The 21,793-nt window shown below is 60.8% G+C and carries 16 protein-coding genes and 3 pseudogenes; 10 read left to right on the top strand and 9 right to left on the bottom strand.

What is annotated here, in order from left to right; translation table 11 throughout:
* The first annotated feature begins 44 nt into the window (after positions 1-44).
* Positions 45-1,060: pseudogene (locus AB4N43_RS05960) on the top strand (AraC family transcriptional regulator).
* Between the two features lie 19 nt (positions 1,061-1,079).
* On the opposite strand, the gene AB4N43_RS05955 reads toward AB4N43_RS05960, so the two are convergent.
* The 3 genes and pseudogenes from AB4N43_RS05955 to AB4N43_RS05945 form a co-directional block, all read right to left on the bottom strand.
* Entirely contained in the window at positions 1,080-1,985 is a 906-nt protein-coding gene (locus tag AB4N43_RS05955; protein ID WP_460153504.1) for a hypothetical protein, read from the bottom strand.
* Positions 1,986-1,988: 3 nt separating this feature from the next.
* Positions 1,989-2,120, bottom strand: a pseudogene (locus tag AB4N43_RS05950) (integrase core domain-containing protein); the annotation flags it as partial.
* A gap of 72 nt (positions 2,121-2,192) precedes the next feature.
* Positions 2,193-2,300: pseudogene (locus AB4N43_RS05945) on the bottom strand (DUF6932 family protein); the annotation flags it as partial.
* A 219-nt stretch (positions 2,301-2,519) separates the two neighbouring features.
* On the opposite strand from AB4N43_RS05945, the gene AB4N43_RS05940 reads away from it, so the two are divergent.
* A complete protein-coding gene (locus AB4N43_RS05940; protein ID WP_027921423.1) occupies positions 2,520-4,334 on the top strand; it encodes an ABC transporter ATP-binding protein in 1,815 nt (604 codons plus the stop codon).
* Here the strand turns inward: AB4N43_RS05940 and AB4N43_RS05935 are convergent.
* The 3 genes from AB4N43_RS05935 to AB4N43_RS05925 all read right to left on the bottom strand — a co-directional run bounded on the left by AB4N43_RS05935 (position 4,306) and on the right by AB4N43_RS05925 (position 7,741).
* Complete coding sequence (locus AB4N43_RS05935) at positions 4,306-5,241, bottom strand: alpha/beta hydrolase (RefSeq protein WP_460153502.1); 936 nt, start codon at positions 5,239-5,241, stop codon at positions 4,306-4,308. The two genes, AB4N43_RS05940 and AB4N43_RS05935, sit on opposite strands and share 29 nt — an antisense overlap.
* A gap of 231 nt (positions 5,242-5,472) precedes the next feature.
* A complete protein-coding gene (locus AB4N43_RS05930) occupies positions 5,473-6,471 on the bottom strand; it encodes an NAD(P)H-quinone oxidoreductase (RefSeq protein ID WP_027921421.1) in 999 nt (332 codons plus the stop codon).
* A gap of 58 nt (positions 6,472-6,529) precedes the next feature.
* Positions 6,530-7,741, bottom strand: a complete 1,212-nt coding sequence (locus AB4N43_RS05925) for a YbfB/YjiJ family MFS transporter (protein ID WP_027921420.1) — start codon at positions 7,739-7,741, stop codon at positions 6,530-6,532.
* Positions 7,742-7,854: 113 nt separating this feature from the next.
* Here AB4N43_RS05925 and AB4N43_RS05920 point away from each other — a divergent pair, with 113 nt between their 5' ends.
* Positions 7,855-8,730 carry a LysR family transcriptional regulator gene (locus tag AB4N43_RS05920; RefSeq protein WP_059181146.1) on the top strand — a complete coding sequence of 292 codons (876 nt, stop codon included), beginning with the start codon at positions 7,855-7,857 and terminating at the stop codon, positions 8,728-8,730.
* Between the two features lie 60 nt (positions 8,731-8,790).
* Here AB4N43_RS05920 and AB4N43_RS05915 read toward each other — a convergent pair whose 3' ends face one another.
* The gene (locus AB4N43_RS05915; RefSeq protein ID WP_059181145.1) at positions 8,791-9,513 is read right to left on the bottom strand and encodes a pirin family protein; all 723 of its coding nucleotides are present in this window, start codon (positions 9,511-9,513) and stop codon (positions 8,791-8,793) included.
* 345 nt (positions 9,514-9,858) lie between these two features.
* Here AB4N43_RS05915 and AB4N43_RS05910 point away from each other — a divergent pair, with 345 nt between their 5' ends.
* Both AB4N43_RS05910 and AB4N43_RS05905 read left to right on the top strand, forming a co-directional pair.
* The gene (locus AB4N43_RS05910) at positions 9,859-10,809 is read left to right on the top strand and encodes a GlxA family transcriptional regulator (protein ID WP_027921417.1); all 951 of its coding nucleotides are present in this window, start codon (positions 9,859-9,861) and stop codon (positions 10,807-10,809) included.
* A 185-nt stretch (positions 10,810-10,994) separates the two neighbouring features.
* Entirely contained in the window at positions 10,995-12,479 is a 1,485-nt protein-coding gene (locus AB4N43_RS05905; RefSeq protein WP_410921888.1) for an ATP-binding protein, read from the top strand.
* On the opposite strand, the gene AB4N43_RS05900 is transcribed toward AB4N43_RS05905, so the two are convergent.
* Positions 12,444-15,248: an ATP-binding protein gene (locus AB4N43_RS05900; protein WP_460153499.1), complete on the bottom strand. Its 2,805-nt coding sequence runs from the start codon at positions 15,246-15,248 to the stop codon at positions 12,444-12,446. The genes AB4N43_RS05905 and AB4N43_RS05900 overlap by 36 nt on opposite strands.
* A 409-nt stretch (positions 15,249-15,657) precedes the next feature.
* Between AB4N43_RS05900 and AB4N43_RS05895 the strand changes: the two genes are divergently transcribed.
* Both AB4N43_RS05895 and AB4N43_RS05890 read left to right on the top strand, forming a co-directional pair.
* A complete protein-coding gene (locus tag AB4N43_RS05895; protein ID WP_027921414.1) occupies positions 15,658-16,233 on the top strand; it encodes a flavodoxin family protein in 576 nt (191 codons plus the stop codon).
* A gap of 32 nt (positions 16,234-16,265) precedes the next feature.
* Entirely contained in the window at positions 16,266-17,090 is an 825-nt protein-coding gene (locus AB4N43_RS05890; protein WP_027921413.1) for an alpha/beta fold hydrolase, read from the top strand.
* 58 nt (positions 17,091-17,148) lie between these two features.
* Here the strand turns inward: AB4N43_RS05890 and AB4N43_RS05885 are convergent, their stop codons facing one another.
* The gene (locus AB4N43_RS05885) at positions 17,149-17,589 is read right to left on the bottom strand and encodes a helix-turn-helix domain-containing protein (protein WP_059181142.1); all 441 of its coding nucleotides are present in this window, start codon (positions 17,587-17,589) and stop codon (positions 17,149-17,151) included.
* A 208-nt stretch (positions 17,590-17,797) separates the two neighbouring features.
* On the opposite strand from AB4N43_RS05885, the gene AB4N43_RS05880 reads away from it, so the two are divergent.
* The 3 genes from AB4N43_RS05880 to AB4N43_RS05870 all read left to right on the top strand — a co-directional run bounded on the left by AB4N43_RS05880 (position 17,798) and on the right by AB4N43_RS05870 (position 21,704).
* Complete coding sequence (locus tag AB4N43_RS05880) at positions 17,798-18,784, top strand: MBL fold metallo-hydrolase (protein ID WP_027921411.1); 987 nt, start codon at positions 17,798-17,800, stop codon at positions 18,782-18,784.
* A 47-nt stretch (positions 18,785-18,831) separates the two neighbouring features.
* Positions 18,832-19,752 (top strand): LysR family transcriptional regulator, encoded by a 921-nt coding sequence (locus AB4N43_RS05875; protein WP_027921410.1) that lies wholly within the window; start codon positions 18,832-18,834, stop codon positions 19,750-19,752.
* 191 nt (positions 19,753-19,943) lie between these two features.
* A complete protein-coding gene (locus AB4N43_RS05870; RefSeq protein ID WP_460153495.1) occupies positions 19,944-21,704 on the top strand; it encodes a hypothetical protein in 1,761 nt (586 codons plus the stop codon).
* Positions 21,705-21,793 lie beyond the last annotated feature (89 nt).

Below are 21,793 nucleotides of genomic sequence, written 5' to 3'. Positions count from 1 at the left end.
CTGGTGTTTTTTGCCATTCAAGTGTCAGGGAGCGAAACGTTCACATGCGGGAAAACGACTCGGTTGCCGTTTATTTCGTGCAGGCCATGATCCACGCCCTGGGAGAGATTCGCAGCGCCTGACGGCTGTGCTGGAACAGGCCGGTATCGACCCGGCGTTGATGGCTGATCCCACGGCGCGGGTGCCGGCCAGCGCGTTCGCCGAGCTGTGGCTGATTCAGATCCGCGAGTTGAACGACGAGTTTTTCCGGCTCGACTCCCACGGCATGCCGCCGGGCAGCTTCGCCTTGATCTGCCGCGCCTTGATTCAAGAACCCGACCTGCACAAAGCCATGCGCCAGTGCCTGGCCAATTTCGGCCTGTTCCTGCGCGACTTCCGCGGCACCCTGAGCGTGCGCGGCAAGCGCGCAATCATCAGCCTCGACACCCACGCGCAAAACGACGACGTCAGCCGTTTCGGCGAAGAGACGTTCCTGGTGCTGATGATCAGCCTGCTGTGCTGGCTCGGCGGACGACGCATTCCCATCGACCGCGCGGACTTCCGCCATGAGCGCGTGTCCCTCAGTGACGACCGCCTGCTGTGGGGCCCCAACCTGACCTTCGGCGCCGAGCGCACCGAAATCGAATTCGCCAGCCACTACCTGCGCCTGCCGGTGGTGCAAGACCTGGCCTCACTCAAAGTATTCCTGCGCACGGCCCCGCAATGGCTGGTGATCCGTTTCCGCAACCAACACGGCCTGGCCTCGCAAGTCCACCAGCGCCTGCGCAACAGCGACTACAGCGAATGGCCGACCCTGCAGGATTTCGCCCTCGAACAACACCTGAGCCCCAGCACTTTCCGCCGCAAACTCGAGCGCGAAGGCTGCTCGTATCAGGAGATCAAGGACGAAGTACGGCGCGGCGTGGCGTTTGAACAATTACGCCAGAGCAAGGCGAGCATCAGCGACATCGCTGAACGGCTGGGCTTTCAGGAACCGAGCGCGTTTCATCGAGCGTTCAAGAAATGGACGGGGGAGAGCCCGGGGCGGTATCGGGCGCGGTTTCAGGTGGGTGTGGAGTAAAGTCGACTGTTCTGGTGTATCAGTCATTCCAAGGAAAGCGCTGAAGGATATAGCGAGGTTTGCTGGAGCCGATTCGCTTGGCGCTTAATGTTATGTCGTAGGTTTTATAGAGATTCGCGTTCACCTCATTCGGATTGGGGATCGCTCTTGGGATACCTCCGTAAATAACCAAACCGTCGATGGTCCGAAATTCGAATGCCCGCTTATCCGGGAGCGCTCCAATAAACTCACCCGTGAACGTCTCTGTCGTTTCCTGGATGTTATCCAGGCTTAGCCGAGTCTTGCTTTTGCGGACCTGTTCACTGTCTGTGAACTGAAATTGACGGGTGGGAGTGGTCAGAGAACAAGAAGCGTCGTAGCTGGACAGCTTCCCCAGAAAATCTGCGACGCTCGACAGGGCTCTATCGGCCAATCTCGACACCGGTTCGGAGAGTTCTTCATCACTCTTCGTCGTGGCTTCGAGCAACTCGGTCATAAGGTCGATGGCTTGTGAAACCAAAGAGATCCCTTCCATTTCCGCTTGCGCCGCAGAAGGGACTTCCTCCAGTTCGAAGCCAAAAGAGCCGAGCGCCGTTCCCGTTATGAGTAACTGATTGTTTGACCGATTTGGAATAGGGCCTTTATCGGCAAGAGTTCCGGAGATTGACGCCGCAATGGTAGCAATAGCTTCACTGAACGCTTGCGTTGCTGCCGTACCAAATTCGGCCAATACCCCCTGAGTACCTAAAACGGGGGCGCCACGATAGGTAATGACGACCTTCGCAGGTTGGTGCGTGTTCTGACTATTCGCTTCAAGCGCTGATGTCGCTTGCGCAATTCGAGAGCGAATGGACATTGCGGATAGCTTGCTGAGCCCAGGTTTGGCTAGCTGCTTCTCCAGAAAGAGGAGCTCTGCCGACGTGTGCAGGTATTCGTTTCTATTCATGTGCTAGCTGTGTAAACCCACCACGTTGTTCACGGATGCTATTCGGCTAATTGGTGGCAAATAACTCAGGCTGGCATGCGGGCGATGCCAGTTGTACTCGTGCAACCATGACGTCAGGTAGGTCGCGCGCTGATCAATCAGCTCAATGTTCTCTGCAAAACTACCGTTCAGCCATTGGAATCCTTCAGCCATGCCCATCCTGTGCAGCTCAGAGCGATGCGAGAGATAGCCATGCAGAATTTGACATCGATCCTGACTGATCGCGAAGCGTTCTATGAAGGCCAAGAGATCAACCTCATAGGGAGATCGATCCATCCCGGCAGGGTTTTGTTCATTGATGGGAGGGATAAGTCCCTCCGGGTTCCATTCAGGTATCAATCCCGGCTTCCTTGCTCAGTGATCTGAAAGTCGGTCGATCCTCATCCTGACGTCCTCTTGCGTCAAGCGAACAAACGTTACAGTTGATTCGCATCACGCACATTGCCGGGCTGAAGTACCCTGTCACCTTGTTTGCCCTCTGCGAGCTTTCCCCCCATGCCAGCGGCCCTTAACCGCCTCACCGCTCTGTTCGACCAGGCCCGACGCGCCTTGCTTCTGGTCTGGGGCACCTCCCGTGGATTGTTCCTCGGCCTGGTCCTGGCCACCCTGATTGCCGGTGTCCTCCCCGCGCTGGCCGCCTGGATCGGTCAACGCATCGTCGACGCAGTGGTCAGCGCCATGCAGTTGCACGCGCAGCAGGGCAGTGCGCCGTTGTGGCCGGTGGTGCGTTATGTGTTGATGGAGGCGGGGGTGTTGGCGTTGTTGTCCGGTACGCAGCGGGCGCTGTCGGTTCAGCAGTCGCTGTTGCGCGTGCAGTTGGGGCAGAAGGTCAACACGATGATTCTGGAGAAAGCCCAGACGTTGTCGTTGGTGCAGTTCGAGAACTCCGAGTTTTACGACAAGCTGGTGCGGGTGCGGCGCGAGGCGTCGACCCGGCCGCTGGCGTTGGTGATGAAGTCGTTGGGGCTGATCCAGAACCTGATTGTGCTGATCAGCTTTGGCGTGTTGCTGGTGCACTTTTCGCCGTGGGCGCTGGTGCTGCTGGTGGTCGGTGCATTGCCGGTGTTTTTCGCCGAGGCGCATTTTTCCGGGGATGCGTTTCGGCTGTTCACCCGCCGGGCGCCGGAGAGCCGGCAGCAGAATTACATCGAGACGCTGCTTTCCCACGAGGGGTACATCAAAGAGGTCAAGCTGTTCGGCTTCGCGCCGCTGTTGTTGCAGCGTTATCGCGACACCTTCGCGCGGCTCTACGCCGAAGACCGCCGCTTGACGTTGCGTCGCGATGGCTGGGGATTTGTCCTCGGCCTGCTCGGCACGGCGGCGTTCTACCTGGCGTATGCGTGGGTGGTGGTCGATGCCGTTCACGGCCAGATCACCCTGGGGCAAATGACCATGTACCTGGTGTTGTTCAAGCAGGGACAAACCGCAGTCAGCAGCAGCTTGAGCGCCATCAGCGGGCTCTATGAAGATGGCCTTTACCTGTCGAATCTCTACGAGTACCTGGCCGAACCGGTGGTGGCCGATACCGGGACGCTCACGGAAGGTGCCGTGCCTGGCGATGGTCTGCGATTCGAGAACGTCGGCTTCACGTATCCGGGGGCGAGTCATGCCGCATTGGAAAGCATTGACCTGCACCTGGTGCCGGGGCGCAGCCTGGCGCTGGTGGGGGAGAACGGCTCGGGCAAGACCACACTGATCAAGTTGCTGACCCGTTTGTACCGCCCCGATCAAGGGCGCATTTTGCTCGACGGCAGCGATTTGCAGACATGGCAGGAGGTCGCGCTGCGGCAGCGCATCGGCGTGATCTTTCAGGATTACATCCGCTACCAATTCTCGGTGGGCGAAAACATCGGGGTCGGCGACACCTTGGCGTTCAACGATGAACAGCGCTGGCAGGATGCGGCGGCCCAAGGCATGGCCGCGCCGTTCATCGAGCGTCTGGATCGCGGGTATGCCACGCAGCTGGGACGATGGTTTGCCGGAGGGCAGGAATTGTCCGGCGGGCAGTGGCAAAAGATCGCGTTATCGCGCGCCTACATGCGCCGCAATGCCGATATCCTGATTCTCGATGAGCCGACGTCGGCCCTCGATCCGGCGGCGGAAGCGGCGGTGTTCGAGCATTTCAGCGAGCACACCGAAGGCCGCATGACGTTGCTGATTTCCCATCGGTTTTCCAGCGTGCGCAATGCAGACCACATCATCGTGCTGGACCAGGGCACGATCCTCGAGCGTGGCGATCACGACAGCCTGGTGGAGGCGGGCGGGCGTTACGCGCAGCTGTTCAACCTGCAAGCCCGGGGTTACCGCTAGGTTTGGCTTTCATCAAACCATCGATTGCCTGGCGATACTGACTGCCACCCAGAATCATGCTGTTGTTATGCGTCCCACCGGGCACCAGCAGCAGGCGCTTGGGTTCATTGGCGGCATTGAATAATTGCTGGCTGAAGCGTGAAGGCATGAACGGGTCGGCCAGGCCGTGGACCACCAGCAGCGGCATGTCGATGCCGACGATCTTGTCGATGGAATCGAATTTCTGCGACACCAGCCAACGCACTGGCAGCCATTTCACGGGCAGGTTGCTGTCGGCCACTTGCGCCACGGCATCGCCCAGCGAGGTGAACGTGGACTCGATCACCAGGCCGCGCACGGGCACGGGGTCATGGTGCTTTTTCGCTTGTGCGGCCAGGTCTGCCGCGAGGTCGATGGCCACCGCGCCGCCCAGGGAATGGCCGTAGATCAGGCGCTTGTTGGCGTCCGGTTGCATCTGGGTGAAACGCTCCCAGGCCGCTCGGGCGTCTTCGTAAACACTGGCTTCCGAGGGTAAGTCACCTTTGCTTTGGCCGAACCCTCGGTAGTCGATGGCCAGCACCGAGTAACCCATGGCGCGCAATTGCTCGATGCGAAACGCCTGGCCCGTGAGGTTCCAGCGCACACCGTGCAGGTAGAGGATCGACGGCGCATCCCGGCGCGCGGCTGGCCACCACCAGGCATGCAGGTTTTGCCCGGCCTTGAAGCTGACGGGTTTGATGTCGAACTCCTGCACATCGCTCGGCAGGCCGCGGTACCAACCGGCGGTGCCCGGCTCGATGCGAAACAGCAGCTCGCGTTCCTTGTATTTGAGCACGCCACAACTCACCGGCAGTCCGACGATCAGCGCGGCCATGCACAGCAACGGTAGCCAGCGACGGCCTAAGCAGCTCAACCAATTCGACAACATGCGATGGTCCGGAAGATCAGCAGGAAAGGACGGGTTTTAACAGATGCGTGGTGGGGGCGGGAAGAATTTCGACAGCCGTACGAGGTTGTGGGGTGAACGATCGGGCCCCATCGCTGGCAAGTCGAATCGTCGCACCGTCGGTCCCACATGGGATCCCCGGTGTTCACAAAACCACTGTGGGAGCCGAGCTTGCTCGCGATGGGGCCATTGCCGGCAAAGCAAAAATCCCGATCAATCCACCTTCAACACAATCTTCCCAACATGATCCCCAGCCTCCATCCGCGCATGGGCCTGTGACGCATCGTTGAGTGCATACACCTTGTCGATCATCGGCAGGCAACGCCCGGCGGCGAGCACTGGCCAGACGTACTCGCGCAACTGTTCAGCAATCGAGGCCTTTTCTTCGCGGGTGCGTGAGCGCAACAGGGAACCGGTGATGATCGCGCGCTTGGCCATGATCGCCAGCAAATCGACATCCTTGGCGTGAGCACCACCAAGAAAGCCCAGCATCACCAGTCGACCCTCCATGCCCAGCGCCGCAATATTGGGATTCAGGTACGAACCGCCCATGATGTCGAGGATCACGTTTACCCCTTTGCCGGCGGTTTTTTGCGCGATGACCTCGGCGAAATCCTGGTCGCGGTAATTGATCGGCTCGGCCCCCAACTGGCGGATCACCGCACACTTGTCCTCGCTGCCCGCCGTGGCGAATGCCTTGACGCCGAACTCGCGGCACAACATCAACGCGGTGGTGCCGATGCCACTGGTGCCGCCGTGGATCAGGGCGCGCTGGCCTTTGCTGGCGCCGCCCATCTCGAACAGGTTGGCCCACACCGTGAAGAAGGTTTCCGGGACTGCCGCCGCGTGCACCCAATCCATCCCCTCAGGGATCGGCAGTGTCTGGCCGGCCGGTGCCACGCAATACTGCGCGTAGCCGCCGCCGTTGGTCAGCGCGCAGACCTTGTCGCCAACAATGAATTCGCTGACGCCGGCGCCGATGGCCACCACTTCCCCGGCCACTTCCAGCCCCGGGAACGGGCTCATGCCGGGTTTCAGCGGGTACTTGCCGGCACGTTGAAGCGCATCAGGGCGGTTGATCCCCGCAGCGTGTACGCGAATCAACACTTCGCCCGCCGCCGGGGTGGGCACCGGCTCCTGACGCGGCTTCAACACCTCGGGGCCGCCGGGCTCGGTGATTTCAATCAGGGTCATGGTTTGAGGCAAGGTCATGTCGAAGTCCTGGGACAGAGAAGTCATAACAGTGGGACCGCATTGAGGGAGCGGTGATTCAGTTCAAAACAGGCAGCAAATCATCACGACGGTTGAGCAAACGCATGCCCTGTTCCAGCAGCAGTGCAACCACAATCGCACCGGCCGCGATGACAAACAACAAGGCGTGATGACCGCCGCTGGCATTGAACAACGCCGAATAGGCAAACCCGGCGATGGCCTGAAAGGTGGCGAACGAAACCGTCGCGCGGCTCCAGGCCACTTGTTGCTGGTGATGCTGCGGGATCAGTTCGTGAACCCGTGCCAGCGCCAACGGGACGATGCCCGGCGGGAACGAGCCGAGAATCACCGCCAGCAAGGCCAGCGCCGTAAAGGAACTCGATATCGCCAACAGGCCAACGGCAATTGCTTGCACCACCAGCACCACGCGAATACTGACCTTCGCGCCGAACTGATCCGCCAGAAAGCCATAACTCACCGGCCCGATAATCGCGCCGAGGCCATACATCACCCAAATCAGTGCGCCGACGTGCGGCCCGGCACCGAGACCACGGGCGACGTAATCCACCAGAAACACCATGGCGGGCACCAGTCCGGCGGCCATGAACGCGTATTGAGCGAACAGCAGGTATACCCGTGGATCAGTGGCCGTCTTGGGCTCGTCGATTGACGGCGCGACGGCTGGGTGGTGCGCCTCTGACGGCCAGCCGAACCAACTGGCAGCGGTGAGCACCAGGGACAACAAACCGAGGCCAAACCAGGTCTGCTGCAAGCCAAGGCTCAGCAACGGCGGAACAATCGTCCCCGAACCGGCAATGCCCAGGCCAATCCCTAGAAAAATCGCACCGCTGGCCAACCCGCGGCGTGATGCCGGCACGTGGGGCAACACGGTCGCGGCCACCAGCACCATGATCGCGCCACCGGCAACGCCCGACAGCAGGCGCCAGCCAAAGAACCAACTCACCGACAAGGGAAAGCCACAGGCGAAAAACGACAATGTCACCGCCAACATCATCAGCCGCAGCGCGGTTTTGTTGGAGGTGCGTTGCGCGACAGGGCGGCCGATCAGGGCGCCAATCAGATAGCCCACGAGGTTGGCGGCGCCGAGGTAAACCACGTCGCTGGCGCAAAACCAGTGCGCCTGGATCAATGCGGGAATCAACGGCGTGTACGCAAACCGCGCCAGGCCAATGCTGACCAGACTGGCGCTGAGGCCGGCGAAGATCGGCAGCCAAATGGCGCGTCGCGAGGGGGTCGATGAGCTGTGCATGAGCAGGATCCTGAGAGGTGTTTGCTGGCCTTCAGCCTACCGCGATTATCTGATGCAATAACGCAGCGATTTTGCGTTATGGTGATGCGTATATGCATCGGTAGGAGAGCCGCATGAATTGGGATGACGCACGGGTATTTCTCGCGGTTTGCCGAGAGTCGACACTGCGCGGCGCCGCGCGGGTGCTGGGGGTCGATCAGGCCACGGTGGGGCGACGGATTACGGCGCTGGAAAAGTCATTGAGTGCCACGTTGTTCCTGCGCACCTCGGAAGGTTATGCACTGACCGCCGTCGGCGAGGCGGCGCTGGCGGCGGTGGAAAAAATGGAGCGCTCGGCGCTGGAGCTGCAGCGGCAGATCCAGGGGCTGGATGACCGCTTGACCGGGCTCGTCAGGGTCAGTACCACCGATTCCATGGCCATCGATTTTCTGATCCCGGCCATTGCGCGCCTGCATCAACAGCACCCCGACGTACGCGTGCAACTGGACGCCTCGACGCAGATTCTCAGCCTTGCCAAACGCGAAGCCGACATCGCCGTGCGCAATACCCGGCCGGATAACCCGGACCTGATCGCGCGACGAATCGCCCGCTGGCCGGTGGGGCTTTTTGCGTCGCAGGCGTATGTGGACGCCCACGGCGTGCCGGCGCCGGGCTCGGCGTTCGAGGGGCATGATCTGGTGGTGTATCAGCCGTACTTGCAAAACCAGAAGGACATGACGCTGGTGTCGGAGCCGTTGCATCGCGGGCGGATTGTGTCGAGCCTGAGCTCCAGCCTGTTGGTGCGTCGATCGATTGCGGCGGGTATCGGGCTGGGGGAAATTCCGGTGTACATGGGGGAGAGGGACGGGTTGGTCAGGCTGTGGCCGGAACGCACGCGACCGCTGCCGTATGACGTCTGGCTGGTGACCCACGCCGACTTGCGGCACACCGCGCGGGTGCGGGCGGTGATCGATGAAATTGTCGCGGTGTTCTCCGGCACCGGCGAATAACACACCTGTAGCCGCTGGCGAAGCCTGCGTCCGGCTGCTACAGGGATTTGCGTTTAACAGTTATGGCATTTCAGGCAGCTCTTGCGGGCGCAGGTCGAATACCAGCACTTCAGCATCCGCACCGTTGCTCAACGTCAGCACCTGCTCATTGCGAACCCGCACGCCATCACCTTCCTGCAACTGCACGCCATTGAGTTCAACGCTGCCACGGGCCACGTGCACATAGGCATAACGATTCGCCGCCAGTTCCAGCGCAGCGCTTTCCTTGCCGTCGATCAGCGCGGCGTACACACGTGCGTCCTGTCGCACTTTCAGCGAACCCTTGTCGCCGTCGGGGGAGATGATCAGTTGCAGACGTCCGCGTTTCTTTTGCGTGCTGAAGTGCTCTTGCTGATAACGCGGTTTGGCGCCGCTGACTTGCGGCACGATCCAGATTTGCAGGAAATGCACGGGCCGTGTCGCCGAGTGGTTGTACTCGCTGTGGGCCACGCCACTGCCGGCGCTCATCAACTGCACATCACCCGGACGGATCACCGAACCGGTACCCAGCGTGTCCTTGTGTTCCAGCGCGCCTTCGAGCACGTAGGAGAAAATCTCCATGTCGCGGTGAGGGTGTTGGCCGAAGCCTTTACCGGCCGCCACGCGGTCATCGTTGATCACCAGCAGGTCTGAAAAACCCTGTTCTTTGGGGTTGCGATAGTTGGCGAAGGAAAAGGTATGGAACGACTTCAACCAACCGTGATTGGCCGCGCCGCGATCAGAAGCTTTGCGAAGGGTCAGCATGATGAAATCTCCTGTTGGGACGTTGATTCGTCCGAGTGAGGAGAAGGTTAATGGTTACTGGTGGGTGCAATAAGTAGATGAAGATTGAAACACTGTCCCGATGAGGTTGACAGTAGTGTGCGGACGATCACGCATTCTTTCCCGACACAGGCGCCACGATTGGCCATAATGCACAGCACCCTTTTAACGCCTTACACACAACCCCCTGTAGGAGTGAGCCTGCTCGCGATCCCGGTGTGTCAGTCAACATTGATATCAACTGATACCCCGCCATCGCGAGCAGGCTCACCTACAGGGACCGGTGTCTGGCCGGTATTCTTTTTTGACTTCAGTGATTTCTAACCCATGAAAACCGTGGCAATGGTGTTATTCCCGGGCTTCCTCCTGCTCGACATGGCCGGTCCCATGGAGGTGTTTTCCATCGCCAACCGCTACCTGGCCCCGGCTGACCACTACGTCCTCACGACCATCGGCACCGAACCCGGCGCATTGCGTGCGTCCAACGGCGTCAACGTCCAGGCCGATCTGCACATTGATCAGGCAACTCAAGGCTACGACCTGCTGCTGGTGCCGGGCGGCCCCGGTGCCTATAACGAGAAACACCCGCCGTTGCTCAACTGGCTCACGGGCGCGGTGAATCGCGCCGGGCGATACGGTTCGATCTGCACGGGGGCTTTCGTGTTGGGGCACGCCGGTTTGCTCGACGGTTACCGCGTGACCACTCACTGGCACTACACCGAACGGCTGATCAAAGGCTTCCCCAAGGCCACCGTGGAGACCGATCAGATTTACGTGCTGGACCGTAACCTCATCACCTCCGGCGGCGTGACCGCCGGCATCGACCTGGCGCTGGCGGTAGTCGCCGAAGACCATGGCAAAAAAGTCGCGCAGGACGTGGCCAAAGTGCTGTTGGTGGTGATGAAGCGCCAGGGCGGACAGGCGCAATTCAGCCCGTTGATGGCCACGGTTGCCCCGCACGAAACGCCGATCACCCGGGTGCAAAACTATGTGCTGGAACACCTGGATGAAGCGTTCTGCATCGAGCGCATGGCCGGTCTGGCAACCATGAGTGCGCGGCACTTCACCCGGGTTTTTGCCCGGGAAGTGAACATGACACCGATGGAGTTTTTGCAAAACGCGCGCATCGACCGCGCCAGAAGCCTGCTGGAAACCAGTGACCTGCCGCTCAAGACGGTGGCGTTCAAAAGCGGCTTTGGCAGCGTGCGCCACATGCGTTTCCTGTTCGGCGAAAAGCTTGGCCTGACCCCCAGTCAGTACCGTGAACAGTTCAGCTAGCGTGTTGTGTCCGTCATGCGCACCTTGATGGCCGGGACGCTCCCTCCGTGGCCGTTGAACCGTCACGCAGGGCTGCCAAGATACCCCTGAACTCTTTGCAAGGGAGGTGCGGGAGCCTGGAAGGCGAGTGCGAAGGTGGGTTGTGGCACTTAGAGCCTGGCCAGGTTTTCAGCACGCGAACGTGCATGAACAGCCTTACAGATTTGATCAGCGAAGCGGTGCTGCATTTCGGCCCCTACGCGTTTCACCAACGGCAACGGCTGATCCTGGACGGTGATCGGCCGCTGCGCATGGGCGGGCGGGCCCTGGACATTTTGCAGGTGCTGGTCGAGCGCGCCGGGACGGTGGTCAGCAAGGACGAACTGATTGCCCGGGTCTGGCCGACGTCGGTGGTCGAGGAAATCAACCTGCGCGTGCACATTGCTGCGCTACGTCGCGCCCTGGGCGACGGGCAAAACGGTCAGCGCTACATCGTCAACATTCCCCAGCGCGGGTACAGCTTTGTGGCCCCGGTGCAGCACCTGCCGGCAGGCGCGCCTGTGTCGATCCAATCCATTCAAAAAGCTCAACACAACCTGCCGGCACGGCTCACGCCGGTGACCGGTCGTGACTCGATTGTCGGCAGTCTGGTGCGGCAGTTGCCGGTGCGGCGTTTGATGACGCTGGTTGGCCCCGGCGGCATCGGTAAGACTACCGTGGCGTTGCGCGTGGCTGAGTTGTTGTTGCAACACTATCAGGATGGCGTCTGGCTGGTTGATCTGGGGTCGATTGATGATCCCGCGCAAGTCGTTGACCATCTGACGCGCGCCCTCGAATCCGATGTCGGGACTGCCCTTGAGGCGTTGGCGCAGCGCCACGCGTTACTGGTGCTCGACAACTGCGAGCACCTGCTGCAGCGCTGTCGAACGCTGGTTGAAAGCCTGCTGATCGCGGCGCCCCGGCTGTCGATTCTGGCCACCAGCCGCGAACCATTGTTGGCCGCCGGGGAAACGCTGGTGCGTCTACCGTCGCTGGCGGTGCCGCCCAACTCCGAGTGGCAGAGTGTGGCGCAAGTCATGGGCTATTCGGCCGTGCAACTGTTCGTCAGTCGCGCCCGCGCCCGTCAACAAGGCTTTGCCCTGCGCGAACAAGACCTCAGCACCGTTGGTGATATCTGCCGCAGGCTTGATGGTTTGCCCCTGGCCATCGAGCTGGCGGCCGCGCAAATCGACGCACTGGCTTTGGTCGGGCTGCAATCCCAGCTCGACAATTGTTTTCAGCTGCTGACCCAAGGCCGGCGCACGGCCGTCCCCCGGCACCAAACCCTGAAAGCTGCGCTGGACTGGAGCTATGAGCAGTTGAACCCAAAGGAGCAAACGGTGTTGCAGCGCCTGGCCGTGTTCAAAATGGCCTTCACCCTGGACGCCGCCATGGCGGTGATCAATTGCTCGGTACTGCCGCCCGGATGTGTGATGCAAGCGGTAGAACACCTGGCACTCAAATCATTGTTGTCGGTGGAGGAGGGCCGCGGTGTGACCCGCTACCGTTTCCTCAACACCACTCGCCTCTATGCCTTGGAAAAACTCGAGCACAGCGGAGCGTTGCGCGATTTCGAAAGGCGCTACGCCCGTTTTATCAGCCGAGGGCGCTCCACGTCAGCTGGGCAACTGGCGTTGCAACTCGTCGAGTAACCGGCGGACGTTCATCAGGTCCGGTGTGGCAAAGCCTTCGGTGAATTGCTGGTAGATCTGTGCCAGCAGTTCATGGGCCTGTCGATAGCGACCCTGGCGCTGCCAGAGCCGTGCCATCGACGTGGCGCTTCGTAGCTCCCAGGCGAGGGCGCCCTGGGTTCTGGCCACGTTCAGTGCCCGCATCAGCACGGCCTCGGCCGCCTGGTTTTTCAACGGGCAATCCTCTTCCAGTAGCGCATTCGCTTTGGCCCGTAGAATTTCTGCCGTGCTCCAGCCGGCGATGCCGGTATCCGCGCGTTGCAACAAGGTGTCATCGACGAAACCGCTGTCCAGCGTGACCATGATGTCTTTGATCAACCCACTGCCGGGTGGGGGTGGCAAGTGCCCCTCTGCCTGGTCGATCACCTGCGCGTAGTGACGTGCCCACGTGTAGAACAACAGCACCGAATGTTTTTGTGCTTGCTCCAGCAGCAGGCGCAGGAGCTCGCGGGCGCTGCGGGTGTCGCCGTTGTAGTGGGCGATCAGGCAGCCGGCCAGGGCCAGGGTGTAACAAATGGAAGTGCCATGGTTGATCTGAATCGCGATGTCCAGTGCCTGGCGGGCCGTACGCCAGGCCTGCTCCGGTTGGCCCTGCAACCAGAGGATGCGCGCCAGAATCGTCAGGGACGCAACGCTTTGGTCGTATTGCACGCCAAAACCGTGGGTGAAGCGGTTGAGGTGACCACTGTGGGCCATGCGCTGGATCACTTCTTCGGCGTTGGCCCGGGCCCGCCCCTGATCCCCGGCAAAGTGCAACGCGAGCACGCGCAGTCGGTGGGTGCTCAACGCGAGCACGGCGTCGTCATGCCCGCCCAGTCGATCGAATTGCAGGCTCTGTTCCAACGCCAGTTGATAATTTCCGCAGCTTAGATTGACCGCCATGTGCCCGGACACCGCCCGCAACTGACCGGCCATGTCACGGCACTGTCTGGCCAACGTTCTGGCGCTGACGAAGGCGTCGATGGTTTCCACAGTGCCGCCCTGGGTGTGGTAGCAGGAGCTGCCGAGGGCCAGTTTCAGGCTCATTTTCAGCTGAGGGCAGGGCTCGGGTGTGGCATCGAGCAGTGCCAGCGCCTTGCGCACATAAATGCCATGTTCCTTGAGCAGCGACAGTTCCTGCCACAGCGGCATGGACGTTGCGGCCAACTGGATGGCCAATGTTTGCGAGCCGTGCCCGTTCAAGCCCCAATCAAGCGCCGCGCGAATGTCCTCCAGACCCCGGGCATACCGCTTGATCCACAGACTGGTCGGGATGAGCTCCCAGTCATTGCGTGCCTGGTGCATCAACGCCAGGCAGCGTTCGGCATGGCGGACTCGCGTGTCCGGCAGGTCGGCGGCCTGGTCGAGTTTTTCCAGGGCGTAGCTGCGTGTGGTGTCGAGCAGGCGATAGAACACGTCTTCGTCGCCCACTTCCACGTTCAGCAGCGACTTGGCCACCAGTTGGGTGATCGCACCAAACACCTTGTCGGGGTCGATGTGTTCACCAACGATCACCGCCGCTGCGGATTCCAGAGTGAATCCGCCCCTGAACACGCCCAGCCGGCGCAGGCAGGTTTGCTCGCAGGGCGTCAGCAGTTCGTAGCTCCAGTCGAGCGTGGCGCGCAGCGTCTGGTGCCGACCCAATGCCGGCTGACACCCTTGGGTCAGCAGGCGAAAACTGCCTTGCAGCTGCTCCAGCACGCCGCTCAAACCCAAGTGGCCGACTTGCGCGGCAGCCAGTTCGATGGCCAGCGGAATGCCGTCCAGGCGATGGCAGATGTCGATCAACAGTGGCAGCTCGTCATCACTCAGTTCGAAGGTGTCATGGCTGGCCATCGCCCGTTCGACGAACAATTGCAGCGCCGAGAACGTCATGGCCTGAGCGCGATCCAGCACGGCGATGGGCGGTGGGCAATCCAGCGACTCAAGGCGCTGGACGAACTCGCCTTCGGCCCGCAGGCTTTCGCGGCTGGTGGCCAGAATGTGCACCTCGGGCGCGGCGCGCAGGGTGCTTTCACAGAGCAGGGCGATGGCGTCGACCAGGTGTTCGCAATTGTCGATGACCAGCAGCATCTGGCGGTCGCGCAGGAAGGCCGCCAGTGCGCTCACGGGTTCGCCATCGTGCAGGGACAACTCGAGCAGCGTCGCCAAATGGGCGGTGATCATCAGCGGGTCGTTGATCGGTGCCAGGTCCAGCAGGCGAATGCCGTCCCGGTAGCGCCCGATCAACTGTTCGGCGACGCGCAGGGCCACGGTGGTCTTGCCGATGCCGCCGGGGCCGACGAGGGTGATGAAGCGCTGGCGTGCCAGTTGTGTCACCAAATGATCGACCAGGGACTGGCGCCCGATCAGTCGGGTGCGGCGCACGGGGAGGTTATGGCCGTTGGGCACCGGTCCTTCGAGTTCGGGGTGCTGCTCGATCCGTTCCAGCGAATAGGGCGCGACAAAGCTATAGCCGCGCTGTGCCACGGTGACGATGTAGCGCTGGCCGGCCTGGCCGTCGCCGAGGGCTTTGCGCAACGCCGCCATGTGCACCCGCAGGTTGATGTCCTCCACCACGCTTTTGGGCCAGACCGCCGCAATCAGTTGCTGCTTGCTGACCACGTGCCCGGCGTGCTCCAGCAGGATCAACAGAATGTCCATGGCACGTCGGCCCAGGCGCAGGGGCTGGTCGGCCTCCATCACCAGGCGTTGTCCGGGGTAGATCCGGTAGGGGCCGAAATGCACAGCCTGTTCGGGGGAAAGGGTCAACGTGTCGCTCCTGCTTGCATCCGTCTAGTACGCTGTTTTCGAGCATGTTCCGCAGGTTTTCGGATCAGTGCAATCCGGGTGGCGGATGACTGTCGGGTGTTCGCAGCGACTGTGTGTACCCGTCACCCTTGGCCGGTGCCGTGTTTACGGTAACAAAGCCGGGGTTACGGCTTTTGGCGCGCCAGGGAAAATTAACAACGTTTAACTCGTGCTGCGTCTGGTCTACGCCCAAAACTCTGGTTCTTCAACGTCCACCGGTCAGTCGTTGTAGGAATGAGCCTGCTCGCGATAGCGGTGTGTCAGTCACCAACCCTGTCGACTGATAGACCGCTATCGCGAGCAGGCTCACTCCTACAGGGGGTGTTGGTATTTAAGTCAAGCAGGGATTTATTGTCATGAGGACGCTGGAATGAGCAACGTGGTGGTGGTCTATCACAGTGGCTACGGGCACACCCGTGTCATGGCGCAGGCCGTGGCCCAGGGGGTGGAACGGCACTTGGGCAGCACCTGCCTGTTGATTCCGGTGGAGGAAGTGGACGACCACTGGGACCGCTTGCACAGCGCCGACGCCATCATCTTCGGCTCGCCGACCTACATGGGCAGCGCCTCGGCACCGTTCAAAGGCTTCATGGAAGCCACTTCGGCGTTCTACCTGGCCCAACCCTGGCGCGACAAACTGGCCGCCGGGTTCACTAACTCCGGCAGCCTGTGCGGCGACAAACTCAACACCTTGCTGCAAATGGCCGTGTTCGCGGCCCAGCATTCAATGATCTGGGTCGGCCTCGACCTGCTGCCCGCGCGCTCCGGCACCGGCGTGTTCGATGGGCAGATGAATCGCTTGGGCAGCTCGCTCGGTGCCATGTCCCAATCCAATGTCGAACAACCCCCCGAACTGGCCCCGCCACCCGAAGACCGCTGCACCGCCGCGCACTTGGGCGAGCGCGTGGCGCGGCTGGCCGAACGCATGAACCACTCACCGGTTTGATACACCCCTGACACTCGCAAAGGAGATAACCCATGACAACATTCACCACCCGCGACGGCACCGAGATTTACTACAAGGACTGGGGCACCGGACAGCCCATCGTCTTCAGCCACGGCTGGCCGTTGAATGCCGACAGCTGGGAGTCGCAGATGATCTTCCTGGCGTCCAAAGGTTACCGGGTCATCGCCCATGACCGCCGGGGGCACGGGCGCTCCAGCCAGCCGTGGTCCGGTAATGACATGGACCATTACGCCGACGATCTGGCGCAACTGATCGAGTTGCTGGACCTCAAGGATGCGGTGCTGTTCGGCTTCTCTACCGGCGGCGGCGAAGTGGCGCGCTATATCGGTCGCCATGGCACGGGCCGGTTGGCCAAGGCCGGGCTGATCTCCGCGGTGCCGCCGCTGATGCTCAAGACCGAAGCCAACCCCGGCGGCCTGCCGATCGAAGTGTTCGACGGCATTCGCCAGGCGTCCCTCGTCGACCGTTCGCAGCTGTACATCGACCTCGCCAGCGGTCCGTTCTTCGGCTTCAACAAACCGGGCGCGAAACCGTCCCAAGGCATGATCGACTGGTTCTGGATGCAGGGCATGATGGCCGGCCACAAGAACGCCTATGACTGCATCAAGGCCTTCTCCGAAACCGACTTCACCGAAGACCTGAAGAAATTCGACATCCCGACTTTGGTGGTGCACGGCGACGCCGATCAGGTCGTGCCGTTCGAAGCCGCGGGCGTTGCTTCGGCAAAACTGGTGAAAGGTTCTACGCTCAAGATCTACCCAGGCGCACCGCACGGCTTGACGGATACCCACAAGGATCAACTCAACGCTGATTTGCTGGCGTTCCTCAACGGCTAACACTCGCTGCTACAGGTGCCCGGGCCCCTGTAGCAGCTGTCGAGCCCCGCGTTGGGCGTTATTGTGCGTGAAGTTGAGCGGTGTAGGCGGGTGGATGAGGGTGTGAGCGTACCGTGCGGCAGCGCCAGGCAAACGGATTGATGCCTTCGCTGCGGGTGAAGATGTGGCAGAAGTGCGCCTGATCGCAGAAGCCGCATTCGAGGCTGATTTGCGTGAGGCTCAAGTCGGTGTCGCGGATCAGCTGCTTGGCCCGTGCAATGCGTTGCAGACGTATCCAGTCCTGAGGCGAATAACCGGTGCTGCATTTGAACGCGCGGGAGAAATGACTGCGCGAGAGGGCGCAGGCCCGCGCCAGTTCAGTGACCTCGACGGATTCATCGAGACGGTCGAGGATCAGTTGTTTCGCCAGGCTTTCGCGCCATGGGGTCAGGCCGCCGGTGGTCTTCTTTGGCGATTCAGTGACTGCCACGCGGGCGACGTTTTGCTGAGAATGGGCCATGACAAATGTCCGTGTCGGTGAGCTTCATTCTTCGTCGCGGGGTGTTGGCAGGCGAGTTAAACGTTGTTAATTCCGTCCTCGCGCAAATCCGGCAAAGGCGCTAACTCAGCACATTGCTGCAATTTCTTCAGACGCAGTACTTGCACTATTGATGTCATCCGGTGGCGTTAGGCGTGGCCGCTTTTTTTTATCGATCAAGGGTGAAGGCATGAAACATTCTCTGGTTTGCGCATTGGGGCTCGCGGTAGCGCTGGCATCAGGCACTTCCTCGGCGCAGGCACCGGCGCAAGTCGGCACACAGGCACCGGGCTACTTCCGCTTGGCGGTGGGCGACTACGAAGTGACGGCGTTATTCGATGGTTACAACGACCTGTCACCGAAACTGCTCAAGGGCCTGACACAAAGTCAGATTCGCGCATTGCTGGCCCGTCGCTCGATTGAAACGCCGGGTGTGCAAACCGCGTTCAACGCGTTTTTGGTCAACACCGGCAAGCAGCTGATTCTGGTGGACACCGGCGCCGGCCAGTGCATCGGCGCAACGGCCGGCATGCTCTCGGACAACATGAAAGCCGCCGGGTACGAGCCGTCCCAGGTCGATGCGATTCTGTTGACCCACCTGCACCTTGACCACGTCTGCGGGCTGGTCGACGCAGAGCAAAAACCAGTGTTTGCCAATGCCACGGTCTACGCGGCAAAAGCCGAGGCTGATTACTGGCTCGATCCTCAAGCCATCGCCAAGGCCCCAGAGGGCGCCAAGCCTTATTTCAAAATCGCCCAGGATTCCACCGCGCCTTACGTTGCGCAGGGTCGTTTCAAGACGTTCGAGGCCGGTCAATCGCCCGTGCCGGGTGTGGTCGATGCCACGCTGGAGAGCGGACACACCCCCGGCAGCACTACGTACCGCTTCACCTCTGAAGGGCAGAGCATTCTGTTCATGGGGGATCTGGTGCATAACCTCGCGGTGCAATTCGAGCACCCTGACGTGTCGATCGCTTTTGACGTCAACAGCCAGCAAGCGATCAAGAGCCGGGCCAAGGTGTTCAGTGACGCTGCCGCCAGCAAGACCTGGGTGTCGGCGGCGCACTTGCCGTTTCCGGGCATCGGTCACATCGCAACCGAGGGCAAGCACTTCCAATGGGTGCCGGTCGAATACGGGCCTTACAAACGTGCGGCCAAAGTACCGCTGATCGAGTAAAGTCCCAGCGTTTCGTGCCTGGCTCAACACACAAAGGAACCGTGCTTATGAACCGTAACGATCTGCGCCGCGTCGACATGAACCTGTTGGTGATTTTCGAGGCGCTGATGTTCGAAAAGAACCTGACCCGCGTCGCGGAAAAACTGTTCATGGGCCAACCGGCGGTGAGTGCGGCGCTGGGGCGGTTGCGCGATTTGTTTGACGATCCGTTGTTGCTGCGCAACGGGCGCGGCATGGAGCCGACCGCGCGGGCACTGGCGATTCTCAAGGAGTTGCAGCCGGCGATGGACACGATCTCGGGCGCCGTCAGCCGGGCCAAGGAGTTTGATCCGGCGACCAGTTGTGATGTGTTTCGTATCGGGCTGTCGGACGATGCCGAGTTCGGTTTGTTTCCGCCGTTGCTGCGGCAGCTGCAAGAAGAGGCACCGGGGATTGTGGTCGTGGTACGGCGCGCCAACTACCTGCTGATGCCGGCGTTGCTGGCCTCCGGGGAAATCTCTGTGGGCGTCAGTTACACCACCGACCTGCCGGCGAACGCCAAGCGCAAAAAACTGCGCGATATTCCCTGCAAAGTGCTGCGCGGGGACAAGCGTCCGGGCACGCTGACGCTGGATGAATACTGCGAACGGCCCCACGCCATGGTGTCGTTCTCCGGCGACCTGAGCGGCAACATCGACCTCGACCTGGCCAAGCTTGGACGTAGCCGTCGCGTGGTGTTGGGCGTGCCGCAGTTCAGCGGCTTGCGCGCATTGCTCGCCGGCACCGAGATGATCGCCACCGTACCGGACTATGCCGCGTGCGCGCTGGTGGAAGGCTGTGGGTTGCGTGCTGAAGACCCACCGTTTGCCATCGATGCAGCGCAATTGTCGATGGCCTGGAGCGGGGTGCATGACAACGACCCGGCGGAGCGCTGGTTGCGCTCGCGAATTAGTGAATTCATGTCGGGGCCTTTGCCCATTCCAGCCTGAACGTGGCGGCTTACGGACCGGGCAGATTCCCGCCTGCAGGAAACTGTGTGGGTATGACGGCCGGTTTCAAGGCAGAGCCACTCGTCTGAAAAAACCGTCTACCTGTCAGTTCTGACAGTAGCGACTATTCCCGATCCAGTGTGAGATAGGCCAGTACCCCAAGGGCAAGGTCGATCCCGCACTGAGAGCGAATGATGAATAATCTGACTGCCGTAACCACCCATGACTTGCCCCCTCCACGTATCAAGGAAAACCCGGTTTTCACCCTCCTGAGTCCGGTGGCGGTCAGGCATAACCTCACAGTCGTGGCGAACTACGACAGTCAGACCACGGACAGGATCCGCGTCACATGGCAAGGGGCACCGGGCACGCCGGCCGAGGGTTCCTATACCTCGGGCTTCGTCGAGGTCGGAAATACTCGCCCTGCGGAGCTACGAATTCCCAATTCGCTGGTGACCTTCAACCTGGGCCGTACGGTAACGCTGACCTACACCGTCATCAGTGAAGACGACCCGGAGCCCAGAACCTCGCAGCCATTGATTTTGTATGTGCTGCCACTGGCACAAGGCGATATGCCCAGACCGTTCATCCCGCAGGCGGACAACGCGGGTGAAGGCTTGGTTCTGAATGTGAATGACCTGACCGAATTCACGCTGCGAATAAATGGATGGCCCCTGATTGCCTACAATCAAAACCATTGGCTTCGGCTCAGGGGAACCAACGCCAACGGCAGTGCTTTCGAGGCTGTGTACTGGCCTCGCACGGTTGTCGATCAGCAATTGATCCTTCACGGCTTCTATGCCAAAAACTTTGTTGCCGATCCGCTTAAACGGCTCATGGATCGCAGCACTTTGATTCTGGAGTTCATGGCGACGCTGGATGGAAGCGATGATGAGGCCACAGCGCTGATTTTTGCGCCGCGCAACTACATTGTAAGAACGGATGCACCGAAAACGCCGGTGATCCTGTCGGTAAGAGATCCACTCGGTCAGGACATCGCTGATGGAGGTGATACCGAGTACGGCAGCGTGACCCTGGAAGGTACCGCTACAGAGGGTGAAGATGTGGAAGTCTTTGCCAGCAACATTCCAAAAGGCACGGCCACGGCCGATTCCGGTCGTTGGAAGCATCAGGTGACTGGACTGACCGACGGGTTACACGAGTTGAAGGCCAAAGCCTTGTATGGCGACGGCGCGGTATCCAATTCGTGGAGGATAAACGTGAGCCTGCAAAAGCGGCAGTTGTCGATCAAGGAAGCGCCCGATCACGTCAATCTGGATCCCCTGGCGGCGTTGCAAAGACTGACCGCTGTGCTGGATTCTGAAATGGCGCCTGGCGATCTGCTCACTGTGAGGTGGGCAGCCGCGCCCGGCACGCTGCCAGCGGGCTCACACACGACAAGCGCCGTTTTGGCCGGCAATACTCGACCCATCGAAATACCGCTGCCTGTTTCATTGGTCGCGTTTAGCCTGGGTAAAAAAGTAGAGCTGACGTTCACCTATACCCGCGGGACATCGGATCCGGTGACCTCTCAACCCTTTCCCCTTGATGTTCTGACGATCCCGGCGGTCGAGCTCATTGCTCCGGTGATTACCCAGGCGAACGGCACGACCGTGCTGGACCTGAAAGACGTCACGTCCGGCGCGACCCTCAGTTTTGGTGGCTGGCCACATATCGCCCAAGGGCAGCGCATCTGGCTGGATCTGGAGGGTGAAAACGTCAGTGGTGGCAGCCACAATCTCCAGACCTGGGCGGGCTCGCGCAACTCGGTGCACCGTGCTTGGGTCACGAACAATGGCTTTAGCATCACCATTGCGTACAGCTATCTATCGCTATTGAGGGATGGCAGCCGGTTGGCCATTCGCTTCCGGGTAAATATGGATCAGGTGGCAGATGACGCGACAGCGATGGTCTTCGGCACGCGTGAATATACTGTTCGAGCCGTTCCCTGAACCGGGCCGGTTTATCGATACCTTGATCGATCCTGCCCGTCATGCAGGTCCCCTGTGGGTGTGAGCCTGCGTCGCTTGGTAGATCTGTG

This window comes from Pseudomonas sp. S2_B07 (assembly GCF_054668435.1).
Note: the sequence above shows the minus strand (reverse complement) of the source record. Positions and strands in the feature narration are given on the sequence as shown.

What these genes read in the sequence shown, in the direction of transcription:
- AB4N43_RS05955 (WP_460153504.1), bottom strand. Translation starts at nt 1,985, where the DNA reads ATGAATAGAAACGAATACCTGCACACGTCGGCAGAGCTCCTCTTTCTG.
- AB4N43_RS05940 (WP_027921423.1), top strand. Translation starts at nt 2,520, where the DNA reads ATGCCAGCGGCCCTTAACCGCCTCACCGCTCTGTTCGACCAGGCCCGA.
- AB4N43_RS05935 (WP_460153502.1), bottom strand. Translation starts at nt 5,241, where the DNA reads ATGTTGTCGAATTGGTTGAGCTGCTTAGGCCGTCGCTGGCTACCGTTG.
- AB4N43_RS05930 (WP_027921421.1), bottom strand. Translation starts at nt 6,471, where the DNA reads ATGACCTTGCCTCAAACCATGACCCTGATTGAAATCACCGAGCCCGGC.
- AB4N43_RS05925 (WP_027921420.1), bottom strand. Translation starts at nt 7,741, where the DNA reads ATGCACAGCTCATCGACCCCCTCGCGACGCGCCATTTGGCTGCCGATC.
- AB4N43_RS05920 (WP_059181146.1), top strand. Translation starts at nt 7,855, where the DNA reads ATGAATTGGGATGACGCACGGGTATTTCTCGCGGTTTGCCGAGAGTCG.
- AB4N43_RS05915 (WP_059181145.1), bottom strand. Translation starts at nt 9,513, where the DNA reads ATGCTGACCCTTCGCAAAGCTTCTGATCGCGGCGCGGCCAATCACGGT.
- AB4N43_RS05910 (WP_027921417.1), top strand. Translation starts at nt 9,859, where the DNA reads ATGAAAACCGTGGCAATGGTGTTATTCCCGGGCTTCCTCCTGCTCGAC.
- AB4N43_RS05905 (WP_410921888.1), top strand. Translation starts at nt 10,995, where the DNA reads ATGAACAGCCTTACAGATTTGATCAGCGAAGCGGTGCTGCATTTCGGC.
- AB4N43_RS05895 (WP_027921414.1), top strand. Translation starts at nt 15,658, where the DNA reads ATGAGCAACGTGGTGGTGGTCTATCACAGTGGCTACGGGCACACCCGT.
- AB4N43_RS05890 (WP_027921413.1), top strand. Translation starts at nt 16,266, where the DNA reads ATGACAACATTCACCACCCGCGACGGCACCGAGATTTACTACAAGGAC.
- AB4N43_RS05885 (WP_059181142.1), bottom strand. Translation starts at nt 17,589, where the DNA reads ATGGCCCATTCTCAGCAAAACGTCGCCCGCGTGGCAGTCACTGAATCG.
- AB4N43_RS05880 (WP_027921411.1), top strand. Translation starts at nt 17,798, where the DNA reads ATGAAACATTCTCTGGTTTGCGCATTGGGGCTCGCGGTAGCGCTGGCA.
- AB4N43_RS05875 (WP_027921410.1), top strand. Translation starts at nt 18,832, where the DNA reads ATGAACCGTAACGATCTGCGCCGCGTCGACATGAACCTGTTGGTGATT.
- AB4N43_RS05870 (WP_460153495.1), top strand. Translation starts at nt 19,944, where the DNA reads ATGATGAATAATCTGACTGCCGTAACCACCCATGACTTGCCCCCTCCA.